Origin of the sequence: Roseicella sp. DB1501 (assembly GCF_013112485.1) — a bacterium.
Classification (GTDB): domain Bacteria; phylum Pseudomonadota; class Alphaproteobacteria; order Acetobacterales; family Acetobacteraceae; genus Paracraurococcus.
Window position 1 is genome coordinate 216,396 of sequence record NZ_JABFHG010000007.1, and the last position, 16,287, is coordinate 232,682.

The 16,287-nt window shown below is 72.6% G+C and carries 14 protein-coding genes; 9 read left to right on the forward strand and 5 right to left on the reverse strand.

Annotated elements, in window-relative coordinates; all coding sequences use genetic code 11:
- Genes HJG45_RS15705 through HJG45_RS15715 form a run of 3 tightly spaced genes read left to right on the forward strand, consistent with a single transcriptional unit; the run spans window position 1 to window position 3,826 of the window.
- Window positions 1-1,638: an AMP-binding protein gene (locus HJG45_RS15705; RefSeq protein ID WP_171613043.1), complete on the forward strand. Its 1,638-nt coding sequence runs from the start codon at window positions 1-3 to the stop codon at window positions 1,636-1,638.
- Window positions 1,638-2,276, forward strand: a complete 639-nt coding sequence (locus HJG45_RS15710) for a TetR/AcrR family transcriptional regulator (RefSeq protein ID WP_171613044.1) — start codon at window positions 1,638-1,640, stop codon at window positions 2,274-2,276. The genes HJG45_RS15705 and HJG45_RS15710 overlap by 1 nt, the downstream gene beginning before the upstream one ends.
- Window positions 2,273-3,826: an acyl-CoA carboxylase subunit beta gene (locus HJG45_RS15715; RefSeq protein ID WP_171613045.1), complete on the forward strand. Its 1,554-nt coding sequence runs from the start codon at window positions 2,273-2,275 to the stop codon at window positions 3,824-3,826. The genes HJG45_RS15710 and HJG45_RS15715 overlap by 4 nt, the downstream gene beginning before the upstream one ends.
- A 15-nt stretch (window positions 3,827-3,841) precedes the next feature.
- Here HJG45_RS15715 and HJG45_RS15720 read toward each other — a convergent pair whose 3' ends face one another.
- The 5 genes from HJG45_RS15720 to HJG45_RS15740 form a co-directional block, all read right to left on the reverse strand.
- Window positions 3,842-5,632: a thiamine pyrophosphate-requiring protein gene (locus HJG45_RS15720; RefSeq protein WP_171613046.1), complete on the reverse strand. Its 1,791-nt coding sequence runs from the start codon at window positions 5,630-5,632 to the stop codon at window positions 3,842-3,844.
- A gap of 338 nt (window positions 5,633-5,970) precedes the next feature.
- The gene (locus tag HJG45_RS15725; protein ID WP_171613047.1) at window positions 5,971-6,342 is read right to left on the reverse strand and encodes a hypothetical protein; all 372 of its coding nucleotides are present in this window, start codon (window positions 6,340-6,342) and stop codon (window positions 5,971-5,973) included.
- 22 nt (window positions 6,343-6,364) lie between these two features.
- Window positions 6,365-6,949, reverse strand: a complete 585-nt coding sequence (locus HJG45_RS15730; protein ID WP_171613048.1) for a histidine phosphatase family protein — start codon at window positions 6,947-6,949, stop codon at window positions 6,365-6,367.
- A 106-nt stretch (window positions 6,950-7,055) separates the two neighbouring features.
- On the reverse strand, window positions 7,056-7,673 hold the full coding sequence (locus HJG45_RS15735) for a glutathione S-transferase family protein (protein ID WP_171613049.1): 618 nt from the start codon (window positions 7,671-7,673) through the stop codon (window positions 7,056-7,058).
- A gap of 236 nt (window positions 7,674-7,909) precedes the next feature.
- The gene (locus HJG45_RS15740; RefSeq protein WP_171613050.1) at window positions 7,910-8,842 is read right to left on the reverse strand and encodes a ribose-phosphate pyrophosphokinase; all 933 of its coding nucleotides are present in this window, start codon (window positions 8,840-8,842) and stop codon (window positions 7,910-7,912) included.
- Between the two features lie 272 nt (window positions 8,843-9,114).
- On the opposite strand from HJG45_RS15740, the gene fliF reads away from it, so the two are divergent.
- The 6 genes from fliF (at window position 9,115) to flhA (ending at window position 16,287) form a co-directional block, all read left to right on the forward strand.
- The gene (fliF, locus tag HJG45_RS15745) at window positions 9,115-10,761 is read left to right on the forward strand and encodes a flagellar basal-body MS-ring/collar protein FliF (protein WP_171613051.1); all 1,647 of its coding nucleotides are present in this window, start codon (window positions 9,115-9,117) and stop codon (window positions 10,759-10,761) included.
- Window positions 10,758-11,762, forward strand: coding sequence for a flagellar motor switch protein FliG (gene fliG, locus HJG45_RS15750; RefSeq protein ID WP_171613052.1), 1,005 nt, complete (start codon window positions 10,758-10,760; stop codon window positions 11,760-11,762). The genes fliF and fliG overlap by 4 nt, the downstream gene beginning before the upstream one ends.
- Complete coding sequence (locus HJG45_RS15755) at window positions 11,759-12,445, forward strand: hypothetical protein (protein WP_171613053.1); 687 nt, start codon at window positions 11,759-11,761, stop codon at window positions 12,443-12,445. Before fliG ends, HJG45_RS15755 begins: the two co-directional genes overlap by 4 nt.
- A 66-nt stretch (window positions 12,446-12,511) precedes the next feature.
- Window positions 12,512-12,775, forward strand: a complete 264-nt coding sequence (gene fliN, locus HJG45_RS15760; RefSeq protein WP_254452566.1) for a flagellar motor switch protein FliN — start codon at window positions 12,512-12,514, stop codon at window positions 12,773-12,775.
- A 32-nt stretch (window positions 12,776-12,807) separates the two neighbouring features.
- Window positions 12,808-14,217, forward strand: coding sequence for a sigma-54-dependent Fis family transcriptional regulator (locus HJG45_RS15765; protein WP_171613055.1), 1,410 nt, complete (start codon window positions 12,808-12,810; stop codon window positions 14,215-14,217).
- A 3-nt stretch (window positions 14,218-14,220) separates the two neighbouring features.
- On the forward strand, window positions 14,221-16,287 hold the full coding sequence (flhA, locus tag HJG45_RS15770) for a flagellar biosynthesis protein FlhA (protein ID WP_171613056.1): 2,067 nt from the start codon (window positions 14,221-14,223) through the stop codon (window positions 16,285-16,287).

A 16,287-nucleotide genomic window follows, 5' to 3' on the forward strand; every position in this document is an offset into this window, starting at 1 on the left:
ATGGCCGCGCCCGGCGCCGATCCGCGGCTGCCCGCGGCGGCGGACTGCGTGCTGCGCGCCCTTGTCGACCAGCGCGCCGCGACGGTGCCGGGGCGGCTCTATGCCCTGTTCGACACCGATGGCACGCGCTGGACCTATGCCGATCTGGCGCATTGGACGCGGCGCTTCGCCGCCGGCTTCCAGCGCCTCGGCGTGCGGCAGGGCGACATCGTGCTCACCTGGCTGCCGAACGGGCCGCATGCCCTCGCCGCCTGGTTCGGGCTGAACTATCTCGGCGCCGTCTCCATGCCGGTGAACACCGCCTATCGCGGCGCGCTGCTGCAGCATGTGGTGCGACTCTCCGGCGCTCGGCTGCTGGTCGGCGATGCCCGGCTGCTGCCGCGCCTGGCCGAGATCGAGACCGGCCCGCTGCGGCAGCTGGTCGCCATCGGCGAGGCGGCGACGCCGTTCGGCGACCTCGCGCCGCTGCCCGAGGCGGCGCTGACCGGGGTCGGCGAGGAGTCCGACCCGCCGCCGCGCCCCATCCAGCCCTGGGATACGATGGCGGCGATCCTCACCTCCGGCACAACCGGCCCATCCAAGGCCGTGCTCTGCTCCTATGCGCAGTGGTGGGCGGCGGCGAAGGCGCATACCTATCTGGACGCCGAGGACCGGCAGATGGTGACGCTGCCACTCTTCCATGTCGGCGGCACCTCGCCCTGCTTCAACGCGCTGGTCCGCGGCGGCTCCATCGCCATGGTCTCCGCCTTCGACACGCGCAGCTTCTGGGATTCGGTGCGGCGCACCGGTACCACGGCGATGACGGTGCTCGGCACCATGGCCTCCTTCCTGGCGAGCCAACCGCCCACGCCACAGGACCGCGACCATCCGCTGAAGAAGACGGTGATCATCCCGCTGAACCAGGCGGCGCTCGCCTTCGGCCGGCGCTTCGGCGTGGAGTGGTACAGCACCTACAACATGACCGAGCTTTCCTGCCCGATCTTCACCGACCGCAACCCGGAGGCGCTCGGCAGCTGCGGCCGGGTGCGGCCGGGCTACGAGGCGCGGGTGGTGGACAAGAACGATTGCGAGCTGCCGCCGGAAGCGGTGGGCGAGCTGGTGCTGCGCAGCGACATGCCCTGGGCGCTCAACCATGGCTATCACGGCAATCCGGAGGCGACGGCGCGCGCCTGGCGCAATGGCTGGTTCCACACCGGCGACGCCTTCCGCCGCGATGCCGAGGGCAATTTCTACTTCGTCGACCGGCTGAAGGACGCCATCCGCCGCCGCGGCGAGAACATCTCCTCCTTCGAGGTGGAGCGCGAGATCGCGGCGCATCCCGATATCCGCGAGGCCGCCGTCGTGCCGGTGCCGGGCGAGCATGGCGAGGACGAGATCCTCGCCGTCCTCTCCCGCGTCCCGGGCCGCGCGCCAGACCCGGCCGTCCTCATCGAATTCCTGCGGCCCCGCCTCGCACATTTCATGATCCCGCGCTTCATCCGCTTCGTCGAGGCGCTGCCGATGACGCCGACCCAGAAGGTCGAGAAGCACCTCCTCCGCGCCGCCGGCCTGACGCCCGATACCTGGGACCGGGAGGCGGCCGGCCTCCGCATCCGCCGCGATCGGCTCGAGGCGGCGCCGCTCGGGCCACCCGGCTGATGCAGCCGCAGCCCGCCACGGCGCCGCGCCGCACCCAGCAGGACCGGCGCTCCGCCTCCGACGGCCGGCTGCTGGCGGCGGCGCTGCGCCTCGTCGCGCGCGGCGGCTCGGCCGGCACCAGCCTCGCCGCCATCGGGCTGGAGGCCGGCTTCAGCCGCGGCCTGCCGGTGGAGCGCTTCGGCAGCAAGGTGGCGCTGCTGCAAGCGCTGATCGACCGCATGGAGGCCTGGGCGGAGGAGAACGTCTTCGCCGGCCTGCCGGAGGAGAGCGGCCTCGACGGGCTGCTCGCCCGCGTCGCGGCGCATTTCCACGGCTGCATGGCGGGGCCGGAGGCGGTCGGCGCGCTCTACATCCTGTGCATGGAATCGCTCACCGTGGTGCCGGAGCTGCGGCCGCGCCTCGCCGCTTATTTCCAGGGCTACCGGCGGGCCTTCGAGCATCACATCCGCTGCGGCCAGCGGAAGGGCGAGATCCGGGCCGAGCTCGACCCCGCGGTCGAGGCCTCGCTGGTGCTCGGCCTGATCCGCGGCCTGGTGACGCAATGGCTGCTCGACCGCGAGTCGATCGACCTGCGGCTGGCCACGCGGGCGGCGCTCGAGAGCTGCCGCCGCTCGCTGCGCGCCGAGGCCCACGCATGAGCGGCACGGACCGCCTCGCCGCGGTCGAGCGCGCCCGGGCGGCGCTGCAGGATGCGGCGCGGGGCGAAGCGCTCGCCCGGCAGCGTGGGCGCGGCAAGATGACGGCGCGGGAGCGCGTCGCCGCGCTGCTCGATGCCGGCAGCTTCCGCGAGATCGGCGGCTTCGCCCTGGCCGAGGCGGATGGCGCGGGCCCACCGCCGCAGCCGGCCGATGGCGTCGTCACCGGTGCCGGCCGGGTCGAGGGACGTGCCGTCGCCGTGCTGGCGCAGGACTTCAGCGTCGCGGGCGGCAGCATCGGCCGCATCGGCACGGCGAAGACGGTGCATGCGGTGGAGACCGCCATCGCCCGCGGCCTGCCGCTGGTGATGCTGCTCGACGGCGGCGGCCACCGCATCCAGGACGGCCAGGACGCCCGCAGCTTCGCCCATGCCAGCCCGCTGATCCGCACCCTTGCCCGCGCCTCGGGCTGGGTGCCGCTGGTCGCGCTCATGCTCGGCCCCGGCTTCGCCGCGCCGACCAATTTCGCCGGCTTCTCCGATCTCGTCGTCATGGTGAACGGCCTCGCCACCATGGGCATGGCCGGGCCCGCTTTGGTGAAGGCGGCGACCGGCGAGGTGCTGGACCAGGAAGCGCTCGGCGGCGCGGCGCTGCAGGCCGGAGCGCATGGCCTGGCGGATCTCGCCGTGGAGAGCGAGGCCGAGGCGCTGGCCCTGGCCCGCCGCTTCCTCGGCTACCTCCCCGCCAATGCCCGCGCCGCGCCGCCCTGCCTGCCCTGCGACGATCCGGCGGAGCGGCGCGAGGAGGCGCTGCTGACGCTGGTGCCGGAGGACCGCCGCAAGGGCTTCGACGTGCGCGAGGCCATCGCCGGCATCGCCGATCGCGGCAGCATGCTCGAGCTGAAGCCGCGCCATGCGGCGAACATGGTCACCGCCCTCGCCCGCCTCGACGGCCAGCCGGTCGGCATCCTCGCCAACCAGTCGCTGCGGCTCGGCGGCATCATCGATGCGGCAGCGGCCGAGAAGGGGGCGCGCTTCATCGCCTTCTGCGACGCCTTCGGCCTGCCGCTGGTCTCGCTGATCGACGTGCCGGGCTTCCTCATCGGCTCCGCCGCCGAGCGCAGCCGCCTCGGCCGGCGCAGCGCCAAGCTGCCCTTCGAATGGGCGCATGCGACGGTGCCCCGCATCTCCATCGTGCTGCGCAAGGGCTACGGCCTCGGCTACATCGCCATGGCGGGCGGCCGCAGCATGGAGGCGGACGCCGCCTTCGCCTGGCCGAGCGCGGAGATCTGCGCCATGTCGATCGAGGGTTCGGTCGACATCGCCCATCGCCGGGCGATCGAGGCGGCGCCCGACCCGGCGGCGCACCGCCAGGCGCTGATCGACGGCATCCGCGCCCGCACTGGCGCGCTGCGCGCGGCGGAGGGCTTCGGCCTCGATGACGTGATCGACCCACGCGAAACCCGCGCGCGAATCATAGAGGTGCTGCGGCAGTGTAAGAGCCGCACGCATGGCGGGCTGCCGCCGAAGAAGCGGGGCATTCCGCCGATCTGATGCCGCCCGGGCCGGCTACTTCTTGCCCGGCAACACGCTGCTCAGCACCTGCTTCGCGGTGTTGACGATCACGCTGCCCTCCTCCGGATCGGGGCTGAGCAGGGTGGAGGTGAAGGCCTTCATCTGCGCCAGGGTGATGTGCGGCGGCAGCGGCGGTACGTTAGGGTCGGTCCTGACCTCCAGCACCACCGGCCGGTCCGCCGCCAGCGCCTCCTCCCAGGCCGAGCCGAGCCGGTCGGGATCCTCGACGAGGATGCCGCGCAGCCCGATCAGCTCGGCGAAGCGGTGATAGGGGACGTCGGGGATGCTCTGCGTCGCCTCGAATTTCGGGTCGCCCTCCTGCACCCGCTGCTCCCAGGTTACCTGGTTCAGGTCCTGGTTGTTGAAGACGCAGCAGACCCAGGTTGGACTGGCCCAGTCTTTCCAGTACTTCGCCACGGTGATCAGCTCGGCCATGTTGTTCATCTGCATGGCGCCGTCGCCGACCAGGGCGATGACCGGCCGGTCGGGATGCGCGAGCTTGGCGGCGATCGCATAGGGCACCGCCGCGCCCATCGAGGCGAGGCCGCCGGAGAGCGAGGCCATCATGCCGCGGCGCATCTTCACGTCCCGCGCATACCAGTTGGCGCAGGAGCCGCTGTCGCTGGTGACGATGGCCCGCTCCGGCAGGCGCGGCGAGAGCTCCCAGGTCACCCGCTGCGGGTTCACCGGCTTGGCCGGCTGCATCGCCCGGTCCTCCAGCACGCCCCACCAGTCGCGCACCTCCTTCTCGATGCCCTCGCGCCAGGAACGGTCCTGCTTCTGCTCGAGCAGCGGCAGCAGCGCCCGCAGCGTCTCCGCGCTATCGCCGGTGAGGTTCACCTCCATCGGGTAGCGCAGGCTGAGCATCCCGGGCTGGATGTCGATCTGCACCCCGCGCGCCTGGCCTTCCTTCGGCAGGAACTCGGAATAGGGGAAGCCGGAGCCGACCATGAGCAGCGTGTCGCAACCGTTCATCAGCTCCCAGCTCGGCCGGGTGCCGAGCAGGCCGATGGAGCCGGTGACCCAGGGCAGGTCGTCCGGCAGCGCCGCCTTGCCGAGCAGCGCCTTGGCAAGGCCAGCCTGCAGCCGGTCGGCCACCGCGATCACCTCGTCGGTCGCCTGCAGCGCCCCCGCACCGACCAGCATGGCGACGCGCTTTCCCTCGTTCAGCACCGCAGCGGCGCGGCGCAGCTCCTCGTCATAGGGCACGACCTTCGGCGCCGCGTAGCCGATGCCGGAATGCACCGTGCCGTGCTTGCGCGGCGGCTCCTCATAGGGCTCGTCCTGCAGGTCGTTGGGGAAGACGAGGGCGGTGACGCGCCGCTCGGCGATGGCGATGCGCACCGCGCGGTCCACCAGGTGGCGGACCTGCGGCGGCGTCATCGCCTGCTGCACGAAGGCGCCGGCGACGTCCTTGAGCATCGCCGGCAGGTCGAGCTCCTGCTGGTAGTGCCCGCCCACCGCCGCGCGCGCCTGCTGCCCGACGATGGCCAGCACCGGCTGGTGGTCGAGCCGCGCATCGTAGAGCCCGGTGACGAGATGCGAGGCGCCGGGGCCGGAGGTGGCGATGCAGACGCCGAGCTCGCCGGTGAACTTGGCATGGGCGGAGGCCATGAAGGCCGCCATCTCCTCATGCCGCACCTGCACGAAGGCGATCTTGTCGGTGCCGAAGCGGTTCAGCGCGCCGAGCAACCCGTTGATGCCGTCGCCGGGATAGCCGAAGACGCGCCGCACGCCCCATTGATGCAGCCGTTCCCAGAAGAAATCACCAACCGTCTGGCTCATGGAGGCGCTCCATCGCTTGGATGGGCCCGCGCGATCATGCCGGCATGGCCCGTGCTCGGGCACTTCAACGGCCCTGACGCGGCAGGGTCGCGAGACGTTCCGGCGCCCAGACCGCGCGCCAGAGCGTGATCGCTTAAGGTGGACTCACCGAAAAGCGTGAATCACGCGCTCAAACAACGGCCTGGACCATGATCCGTGCACCTGTGTGAGCGGATCATGGTCTGGAGCGAAGCGTGGGAGGGCGCGAACGCTCGGACGCGTGAATCCGCCCTGAGAACAAGAAACCACAGCGGGGCAGCATTCAATGCTGAATCCTGCCCCGCTGTAGAAGGGCGGCCTCAGCGCCGCGGCCGGGCTGCGCCGCCGGGCCGGCCATCCAGCCGCCGCAGCGCGCGCCGCAGCAGCCAGCCATGCAGGCCCGCCGCGCGCTCGAGCGCGGCGCGCAGGGTCTTCAGCTCGCCCTCGGCGCGGGAGCGGGCGAGCGCCGCCTCGACAGCCAGGCCGCGCGCCACCTTCTGCCCTTCCTCGAGCTCGGCGATCCGCCGCGCCGCCAGCGGCTCGCCACCGCCCTGCTCGAGCTGCCGGATGCGCGCCTGCGCCTGGGTCAGCTCGCGGCGCAGCCGGTCGATCTCGGCCCGCAACTCGGCGAAACCGCCTTCCGGGACATTGCCCTTCTGGGGGCCGCTCCTGCGGGATGGACGTCGGCTCATGCTTCCTCGCCTCCGAAGCCGCTCAGGCCTCCGCGGCCAGCGCCGCCGGCGCCAGGTCCCAGGCCTTGGCGCCGGGCCCGGGCGGCGTGCAGCGGATCGGCAGGGCGTTCGGCGTGCGAACATTCGGCTCATGCCCGAAGGCGAGCCGCAGCGCGCGGAACAGCGCGCCATGCGCCACCACCAGCACCGGGCCGGGCTGCGCCGTCGCTCGGTTCACCGCCGCGACGGCGCGGGCGAGCAAGGTGGCGAAATCCTCGGCGCCTTCGGGCGTGTAGGTCCCGGCGATCCAGTCGTCGTACCAGTCGCCCATCGGCTTGCCTTCCTGCTCGCCGAAATTGACCTCCTTCAGCCCGTCATCGAGGGCCACCGGCAGGCCGAGCGCCTCGGCGGCGATCTCGGCCGTCCGTCGGGCGCGCAGCAGGGGCGAGGTGACGATGGTGGCGATGCCGCCGATGCCCTGCAGCGTGCGCGCCGCGCGCTCCGCCTGGGCCAGCCCGACCGCGTTCAGCGGAATGTCGGTATGGCCCTGGGAGAGGCCCTGCGCGTTCCAGTCGGTCTCGCCATGGCGAAGAAACCAGAAGGGTATCGGGTTCAGCCTCTCCGCCATGCGGTCCTCATCCTCCTCGTGGGCCGGCCATCGGCCCCAGGGGAGGCCCGCAGCGCGACCGCCGCCCGGCCTCCTGTTGGCGCCGGGAGCCAGGCGCGGTCAAGCCTCAGGCCAGGCCCTCGGCCTTGAGCACCCGCTGCACCGAGGGGCGGGCCTTCATGCGCTCGTAATGCTTCGCCACATTCGCCGGCAGGGGCTTCTTCAGCCGGTCGCCCCACCAGAAGGAGAGATAGAACAGCGCGCTGTCGGCGAAGGAGAAATCGCCGAGCAACCAGTCCTTGCCCTCCAGCGCCTTGTCGAATACGCCGAGGCCCTTGCTGAAGATCTCCTCGCCCCGCGCCTTCACCGCCGGGTGGTCGGCTTCCGAGGGCGCGAAATTCGCAGGACGGAAGATGCGCGAGAAGCCCTGCATGTGCAGGGTGGCGACGGCGTAGTCGGTGAACTCCAGCGCCCGGGCGAGACCATCGGCGCCCTGCGGCAGCAGCTTCGCCTCAGGGAAGGTGCCGGCGAGCCAGACCGCGATCGCCGGATACTCGGTCAGCACGCTGCCATCGTCGCGGACGAGGGTCGGGACCTTGGATTTCGGGTTGATCGCGGTGAAGGCCGGCTGGAATTGGCCGCCCTCCCGCAGGTTGACCGCCTCGGCCTCGTAGGGCGTGCCTATTTCCTCGAGCAGCACATGGATGCCGATGGAACAGGCACCGGGCGAATAATAGAGCTTCATGACGTCCCTCCCCCTGGGTTGGGATGCCGAGGTTACCGCCTGCCAGCCGCTTGCATAACCCGGCACGCTCGCTTCACGCCTACGCGAAGGGGACTTACCAACCCGCCATGATCTGATAGGTTGATGACAAGGCGCCGACGATCCACCGTACTACCGGCCGAACGCACTTACGGGGCCTCGAAGGGAAACCAACAACCGCTTCGGGATCGTCGGCGCCTGTCGGAGCAGGCCTGCCCTTAGTTGAAGAGCGAGGAGACGGAACTCTCGTCCGAAATCCGGCGCACCGCCTCGGCCATGAGCGGGGCGATGGTGATCTGCCGGATGTTCGAGGAGATCCGCACCGCCTCGGTGGCCAGGATGCTGTCCGTCACCGTCATGTTCTCGATCGGCGAGGCGCCCACCCGGGCGACCGCGCCGCCCGAGAAAACCCCGTGCGTCACATAGACCGAGACGCCGTTGGCGCCGTTCTTGATGAGCGCTTCGGCGGCATTGCACAGCGTGCCGCCGGAATCGACGATGTCATCGATCAGGATGCAGTGCCGCCCCTCGACCTCGCCGATCACGTTCATCACCTCGGAGACGCCGGCCCGCGGGCGGCGCTTGTCGATGATGGCGAGATCGGTGTGCAGCCGCGCCGCCAGCGCCCGGGCACGCACCACGCCGCCGACATCAGGTGAGACCACCATCAGCTCGCGGCCGCGGTAGCGCTCCTGGATGTCGCGGGTGAAGAGCGGCGCGGCGAAGAGGTTGTCGACCGGGATGTCGAAGAAGCCCTGGATCTGCGCCGCGTGCAGATCCATCGTCAGCACCCGGTGCGCGCCGGCCGCGGTGATGAGGTTCGCCACCAGCTTGGCAGAGATCGGGGTGCGGGAGCCGGATTTCCGGTCCTGCCGCGCATAGCCGAAATAGGGGATCACGGCCGTGACCCGCCGGGCGCTCGCGCGGCGCAGGGCATCCAGCGTGATCAGCAGCTCCATCAGGTTGTCGTTCGCCGGGTAGCTGGTGCTCTGCACCACGAAGACGTCCTCGCCGCGGACGTTCTCGTTGATCTCGACGAAGACCTCCATATCCGCGAAGCGCCGGATGGAGGCGCTGGTGAGCGGCAGGCCGAGCGCGGCCGCGACCGCTTCTGCCAGGGGCCGGTTGCTGTTGCAGGCGACGATCTTCATGGTCCGCCGGACCCTCTCTCCTCGCGACCCCAGCGCCGCCGATGCACCGCTTTCCGCACGGTGGGCGGGACATATCAAGCTGACGAAACCGTGTAAATCGCACTCGCCGCAGGGCTGTGTCCCGGCGGCCGGGCGGCTTTACCGCTTCGCAACCCTCCATGCGGCAAATCTTGCCCCCCGGCGGCGCCTTGCCCCCGCCTGCCTGCCTATCCCCTGGGCAGCGGCGGCGGCAGGTCCGGCCAGCGCCGGGACGGGTCACAGGAGGTGGCTGCATGGGCGGGGTGATCGCCGGGCTGAAGGCGCTCGGGCCGAAGCGGCTGCTCGCCCTCGGCGGCGTCGGGGTTGTCCTGCTCGGCCTGCTCGCCGTGCTCGCGCTGCGCGCCAGCGAGCCGGAGATGGCGCCGCTCTTCGGGGAATTGGAACCGCGTGACGCCGCCGCGGTGGTTGCCGCGCTGGAGCGGCAGAAGATCCCCTATCGCCTCGCCGCCGGCGGCACCCAGGTGCTGGCCCCGGCCGAGCAGGCGCCGCGGCTCCGCCTGTTGCTGGCGCGCGAGGGGCTGCCGGCCGGCGGCGGCGTCGGCTGGGAGATCTTCGACCGCGGCGAGAGCCTGACCACCACGCCCTTTCAGCAGGATGTGAACAAGCTGCGCGCCCTGGAGGGCGAGCTGGCCCGCACCATCCGCGGCATCGCCGGAGTGCGGGCCGCCCGCGTCCACTTGGTGCTGCCGCGGCGCGAGGCCTTCTCGCGCGAGCGCGGCGAGGCGCAGGCGAGCGTGGTCCTGGCCATGCAGGGCACCCAGCGCCTGGATGCCGAGGGCGTGCAGGCGGTGCTGCACCTCGTCGCCACCGCCGTGCCAGGGCTGAAGCCGCAGCACATCTCGGTCGTCGACAGCCGTGGCACCCTGCTCGCCCGCGGCGGCCAGACCCTCGCCGGCGCCGCCATGACCCAGTCGCAGGAGGAGCTGCGCCGGGCGCAGGAGATGCGCCTCGGCCGCGCCGTGGAGGAGCTGCTGGAGCGCAGCCTCGGCGCCGGACGGGTGCGGGCCGAGGCGACGGTCGAGATGGATTTCGACCGCATCGAGACGCGCGAGGAGCGCTTCGACCCCGAGAATCAGGTCGCCCGCAGCCAGCAGAGCAGCAGCGAGCAGAACCGCGGCGCCGAGCCGCCGCCGACCACCGTCGCCGGCAACCTGCCCGGCACCGAACCCCCAGGCGGCGGCGGGAGCCAGGAGAATCGCTCGGAGGAAACCACGAATTTCGAGATCGGCCGCACCACCCGCAACACGCTGCGCGAGCATCCGGTGATCCGCCGCATCTCCCTCGCCGTGCTGGTCGATGGCGTGACCGAGCCGGCCGAGAGCAGCGGCCCGCCGCGCTGGCGCGAGCGCAGCGCCGAGGAGCTGGCGCGCATCGCCACACTCGCGCGCAGCGCCATCGGCTTCGACGAGAAGCGCGGCGACAAGGTCGAGGTGGTCTCGATGCGCTTCGCCGAGGAAGCACTGGGCGCGGAGCCGCCGGAGCGGTTCCTCGGCCTGCCGCTCTCCCCGGCCCTCGGTACGCGGCTGGTCGAGAGCGCCCTGCTCGCCCTCGTCGCCCTCCTCGCCATCCTGCTGATCGGGCGCCCGATGGTCGGCCGCATCACCGCGAGCCTGATGCCGGTGCCGGCGCTGGCCGGAGCGGGCGGCGCCCTGCCGGGCTCGATGCTGCCCGGTGCGGCGGAGGAGGCCGCGGCGCTACCCGGCGGCGAGACCGCCGCCCTGCCGCCCGGCGCCGCCGGCGAGGGCATGGTCAGCCTCGCGCATGTGCAGGGCCAGATGCGCGCCTCCTCGCTCAACGCCCTCGTCAACCTCGTCCAGAGCCACCCGGACGAGAGCCTTGCGGTCATCCGACGGTGGCTCGACCCGGAGAATGCGCGATGAGCGGCATCCGCCAGATGACCGGGCCGCAGAAGGCGGCCGCCCTGATGCTGGCGCTCGGCGAGGAGCATGCGGCCGCCCTCTTCGCCCGCATGCATGAGGACGAGATCCGCGACCTCTCCGCCGCCATGGCCTCGCTCGGCACCGTGCCGGCCGCGGCGATCGAGGAGCTCTGCCGCGAGTTCGGGGAAAATCTCGGCCAGGCGGGCACGCTGATCGGCAGCTACGAGAGCACCGAGCGGCTGCTCCTCAAGACGCTGCCGAAGGACCGCGTCGCCCAGATCATGGAGGAGATCCGCGGCCCCGCGGGCCGCACCATGTGGGACAAGCTGGGCAACGTGAACGAGGCGGTGCTGGCGAACTACCTGAAGAATGAATACCCGCAGACCGTCGCCGTGGTGCTCACCAAGGTCCGCAGCGACCATGCCGCCCGCGTGCTCTCCCTGCTGCCGGAGGGCTTCGCCATGGAGGTCGTCATGCGCATGCTGCGCATGGAGACGGTGCAGAAGGAGGCGCTCGAGGGCGTCGAGCGCACGCTGAAGGCGGAGTTCATGTCGAACCTCGCCCGCTCGCAGCGGCGCGACGCGCACGAGATGATGGCGGAGATCTTCAATAACCTGGACCGCCAGGCCGAGGGCCGCATCCTCGCCGCACTTGAGGAGCGCAACCGCGAGTCCGCCGAGCGCATCCGCGGCCTCATGTTCACCTTCGAGGACCTGCAGCGCGTCGACGGCGCCGGGCTGCAGGCGCTGCTGCGGGCGGTGGAGAAGGACAAGCTGGCGCTGGCGCTCAAGGGCGCCTCGGAGCAGCTGCGCGAGATGTTCATGCGCAACCTCACCGAGCGCGCCTCCAAGCTGCTGCGCGACGATATCGCCGCGCTCGGCCCGGTGCGGCTGCGCGACGTGGACGAGGCGCAGGCGACCATCGTGCTGCTCGCCAAGGACATGGCGGCGCAGGGCCAGATCCAGCTCCAGGATGGCCGCGAGGAGGAGATGGTGCAGTGAGCGCCGCCTGGCAGCCGATCCGCGCCCCCCTGCCCTTCGCGCCCGCCGCCGGGCTGGCGGCGCCGGCCGATCTCCGCATGGCGCTCGTCATCCCCGATTTCGACGCGCCGGAAGCGCCGCCCTCGTCCGCGCCCGACCCGGCCCTGGCCGAGGCTGCCGCCCGGGACACGGCGGCGCTGGAGGCCAGCCTCGCCGCGGCGCGCGAGGCCGGCCTTGCCGAGGGCGCGGCGCAGGCGCGTGCCGAGGCCGCCGACAGCCTCGCGGCGCGGGAGGCCGTGGCGCTGGAGCGCATCGCCGCGGCGCTCAACGCCGCCGCCACCGAGGCGCGCGACGCGGCGCCGGAGGCGGCCGAGACATTGGCCGGGCTGCTGCTCGCCGCCCTCGATGCCGCGCTGCCCGAAGCGGCGGCGCGGCTGGCGCCGGAGGCGGCGGCCCGGCTCGCCGCTGATCTCCAGCCGCTGCTTGAGGAGGGCATCGCGGTGACGCTGCGCGTCGCGCCGGGCTGCGCCACCGCCGCGGCGGCCCGCATCGGCGATGCGCGGCTGACGGTGACCGAGGACCCGGCGCTGCCGCCGGGCGATGCCGCCGCCGCCTGGCGCGGCGGCGGGGCGGCGCTCTCGCTCGCGGCGCGGCGCCAGGCGGTGGCCGGGCTGCTGCGCGCATTCGATCTGCTGGAGGGATGAGACATGGCCGAGGGCAGTAGCTTCGAAGCGGTGACGGCTGCGGAAGCCGGCAGCGGCCGCGCCGCCATGGGCGCCGCGGCCCGCGACCTCGAGGCGGTCTACGACATTCCCGTGCAGGTCAGCGCCGTGCTCGGCCGCGCCACCATGCAGGTCTCGCAGCTCCTCAAGCTCGGCCGCGGCGCGGTGGTGGAGCTCGACCGCAAGCTCGGCGAGGCAGTGGACATCTACGTCAACAACCGGCTCGTCGCGCGCGGCGAGGTGGTGATGGTGGAGGACAACCGCCTCGGCGTGACGATGACCGAGATCGTCAAATCCGACCGGCAGGGCTGAGCGATGCCGAATCCCGCCCCGGATGCCCGCGCATGACCCGCCTCCTCATCATCGGCGGCCTCGCGGCCGAGCTTGGCCAGGCCGCCCGCATCGCCGCGGCGCGCGGCGCCCGCATCGGCCAGGTGGACGGGCCGGCCGCGGCGCTGGTCCAGCTGCGCTCGGAGGGCGCCGACCTCGTCCTCTGCGACCTCGCGCATGACATCGCCTGGCTGATGGAGCGGCTGGCCGCCGAACGCATCGCCTGCCCGGTCATCGCCTGCGGCCGCAACGCCGATGCCGCGGCTGCGGTGCGCGCTATCCAGGCCGGCGCCCGCGAATTCCTCCCCCTGCCCCCCGATGCCGAGCTCATCGCCGCGATGTTGCAGGCGGTCTCGGGCGAGGCCGAGGGGCCGGTGCACCGCGACCCGATGATGGGCACGCTGCTCGCCCGCGCCGAGGCGCTGGCCCGCGCCGAGGCAAGCATCCTCATCACCGGTGAGAGCGGCACCGGCAAGGAGGTGCTGGCCCGCTACCTCCATGCCCATTCCCGCCGCGCCCGCGGCCCCTTCGTCGCGCTGAACTGCGCCGCCCTGCCCGAGACGCTGCTGGAGAGCGAGCTCTTCGGCCATGAGAAGGGCGCCTTCAGCGGCGCCGTCGCGGCGCGCAAGGGCAAGTTCGAGCAGGCCGATGGCGGCACGCTGCTGCTCGACGAGATCGGCGAGATGGACCCCCGCCTGCAGGCCAAGCTGCTGCGAGTGATCCAGGAGCGCGAGGTGGACCGGCTGGGCGGCACCGCGCCGGTGAAGGTGGATGTCCGTCTGCTGGCCGCGACCAACCGCGACCTCGGCGCCGAGGTGCGGGCGGGGCGGTTCCGGGAGGACCTCTACTTCCGCCTCAACGTCGTCGCGCTGCACATCCCGCCGCTGCGCGAGCGGCCCGGCGATATCGGCGCGCTGGCAGCGCATTTCGCCCGCCGCTTCGCCGAGGCCAACGGGCTGCCGGTGCGGCCCCTCGCGCCGGCCGCCGAGGCGGCGCTGCTGGCGCATCCCTGGCCGGGCAATGTCCGCGAACTGGAGAACACGCTGCACCGCGCGGTGCTGCTGGCCGAGGGCGGCTGGATCGGGCCGGAGGCGATCGAGCTGACGCCCCTGCCGCCGGCCGCGCCGGGCGCCGCCCCGCCGCCCGCCAGCACCGCCGCGGCGGCCGCGCCGGCCGCACCCGGCGGCGTCGCCGGCCTGGTCGGGCGCCGGATGGAGGAGGTGGAGCGCGACCTGATCCTCGAGACGCTGACGCATTGCCTCGGCAATCGCACCCGCGCCGCCGAGATCCTCGGCATCTCGATCCGGACGCTGCGCAACAAGCTGCACGAATACCGCGCCCAGGGCGCCCCCGTGCCGGTCGCGCCCGGCGCCGGGCTGCCGCCGGGCCTGCCGCTCGTTCTTCCCGCCGGGGCGGGCCGCTAGCGCATGGGCAGCCTCGCCCTGCCGGGATGGCTGCGCGAGCTCCGCCTGGGTGGCGACGTCGCGCTCGCCCTCGGCGTCGCGGTGCTGCTGGCGGTGCTCGTGGTGCCGCTGCCGACGCTGCTGCTGGATGCCGCGCTCGCCATCTCCATCACCCTCTCGATCCTGGTGCTGATGGTCGCGCTCTTCCTGCAGCGGCCGCTCGACTTCACCGCCTTTCCGCAGGTGCTGCTGCTCAGCACGCTGCTGCGCCTCGCCCTCAACGTCGCCACCACGCGCAACATCCTCACCCACGGGCATGAGGGGCCGCATTCGGCCGGCCAGGTGGTCGCCGCCTTCGGCGGCTTCCTGATGGGCGGCGACGTCCTGGTCGGCCTGATCGTCTTCGCCATCCTGCTGGTGGTGAATTTCATGGTCGTCACCAAGGGCTCGGGGCGCATCGCCGAGGTGGCGGCGCGCTTCAGCCTGGACGCCATGCCCGGCAAGCAGATGGCGATCGATGCCGATCTCTCCTCCGGCCTGATCGACGAGAAGGAGGCCCGCCGCCGCCGCCGCGAGCTGGAGGAGGAGAGCGCCTTCCACGGCGCCATGGACGGCGCGGCGAAATTCGTCCGCGGCGATGCGATCGCCGGCCTCATCATCACCGCCATCAACCTCGTCGGCGGCCTCGGCATCGCGGTGCTGCGGCAGGAGCTCGGCATCGCCGAGGCGGCCGCCACCTTCTGCATGCTCACCGTCGGCGACGGGCTGGTCAGCCAGATCCCGGCGCTGCTGATCTCGGTCGCGGCCGGCATCGTGGTGACCAAGGGCGGCGGCGAGGAGCGGGCCGACCAGGTGCTGGGCCGACAGCTCGGCGGCGGCTGGAAGCCGATGGCGCTGGCCGCCGGCGCCGCGGCCGTCATGGCGCTGCTGCCGGGCATGCCGCTCATCCCCTTCCTGGCGCTGGCCGGCGCCGCCGGCGCCGTGGCCTGGACGCGGCGGGAGGCGGAGCGGCGCGGCGCGGCGGCCCCGGCCGAGGCGCCGGCCGCCGCGGCCGCCGAGCCGCCGGTCTCCGAAGCGCTGCGGCTTGACCTGCTGCGGCTCGAGCTCGGCTACGGCCTGCTCTCTCTCGCCGCCGGCGAGGCGCCGCGGCTGACCGAGCAGATCAAGGCGCTGCGCCGCTCCATGGCGCAGGAGATGGGTTTCGTCCTGCCCTCCGTGCGCATCCAGGACAATCTCGAACTGCCGCCCGACACCTACATCCTGCGGGTCAAGGAGATCGAGGCGGCGCGCGGCCAGCTCCGCCCGCCGCTGCATCTCGCCATCGATCCCTCGGGCGGCGTCCCGGCCATGGCCGGCGAGCGCACCACCGAGCCGAGCTTCGGCCTGCCCGCCCTCTGGATCGAGGAGGCGCTGCGCGACGAGGCGCTGGCCCGCGGCTGCACCGTGGTCGACTGCGCCGGCGTGCTGGCGACCCACCTGACCGAGGTGGTGCGCGACACCATGCCCGAGCTGCTCTCCTTCGCCGAGACGCAGAAGCTGCTCGACGAGCTGCCGCAGGAGCACCGCAAGCTGGTCTCCGAGCTCATCCCCTCGCAGATCAGCACCAGCGGGTTGCAGCGCGTGCTGCAATCGCTGCTCGCCGAGCGCGTCTCGATCCGCGACCTGCCGACGATCCTCGAGGGCATCCAGGAGGCGGTCGCCGGCGGCAGCCGCGGCATGGCCGGCATCCTGCCGGTGGTGCGGATGCGCCTCGCCCGGCAGCTCTCCGAGGCGGCGCGCGGCCCGGGCGGCTACATCCCGCTCATCGCCCTCTCGCCCAACTGGGAGATCGCCTTCGCCGAGAGCCTGGCGGGCCCGCCGGAGGACCGGCAGCTCGCCATGGCGCCCTCGCGGCTGCAGGAGTTCATGCACCGGCTGCGCGAGGTCTTCGACGCCGCGGCGCAGGCCGGCGAGGCGCCGGTGCTGGTCTGCTCCGGTGCGATCCGTGCCCATGTGCGCGCGATCGTCGAGCGCTTCCGGCCGGCGACCACGGTGCTCAGCCAGGCGGAGATCCATCCGCGCGCCCGCCTCCGCACCTTGGGGAGCATCTAG

Coding starts and splice junctions, on each gene's coding strand:
- HJG45_RS15740 (WP_171613050.1), bottom strand. CDS start 8,842: ATGAAGATCGTCGCCTGCAACAGCAACCGGCCCCTGGCAGAAGCGGTC.
- HJG45_RS15720 (WP_171613046.1), bottom strand. CDS start 5,632: ATGAGCCAGACGGTTGGTGATTTCTTCTGGGAACGGCTGCATCAATGG.
- HJG45_RS15725 (WP_171613047.1), bottom strand. CDS start 6,342: ATGAGCCGACGTCCATCCCGCAGGAGCGGCCCCCAGAAGGGCAATGTC.
- fliF (WP_171613051.1), top strand. CDS start 9,115: ATGGGCGGGGTGATCGCCGGGCTGAAGGCGCTCGGGCCGAAGCGGCTG.
- HJG45_RS15710 (WP_171613044.1), top strand. CDS start 1,638: ATGCAGCCGCAGCCCGCCACGGCGCCGCGCCGCACCCAGCAGGACCGG.
- HJG45_RS15730 (WP_171613048.1), bottom strand. CDS start 6,949: ATGGCGGAGAGGCTGAACCCGATACCCTTCTGGTTTCTTCGCCATGGC.
- HJG45_RS15715 (WP_171613045.1), top strand. CDS start 2,273: ATGAGCGGCACGGACCGCCTCGCCGCGGTCGAGCGCGCCCGGGCGGCG.
- HJG45_RS15765 (WP_171613055.1), top strand. CDS start 12,808: ATGACCCGCCTCCTCATCATCGGCGGCCTCGCGGCCGAGCTTGGCCAG.
- flhA (WP_171613056.1), top strand. CDS start 14,221: ATGGGCAGCCTCGCCCTGCCGGGATGGCTGCGCGAGCTCCGCCTGGGT.
- fliG (WP_171613052.1), top strand. CDS start 10,758: ATGAGCGGCATCCGCCAGATGACCGGGCCGCAGAAGGCGGCCGCCCTG.
- HJG45_RS15705 (WP_171613043.1), top strand. CDS start 1: ATGGCCGCGCCCGGCGCCGATCCGCGGCTGCCCGCGGCGGCGGACTGC.
- HJG45_RS15735 (WP_171613049.1), bottom strand. CDS start 7,673: ATGAAGCTCTATTATTCGCCCGGTGCCTGTTCCATCGGCATCCATGTG.
- fliN (WP_254452566.1), top strand. CDS start 12,512: ATGGGCGCCGCGGCCCGCGACCTCGAGGCGGTCTACGACATTCCCGTG.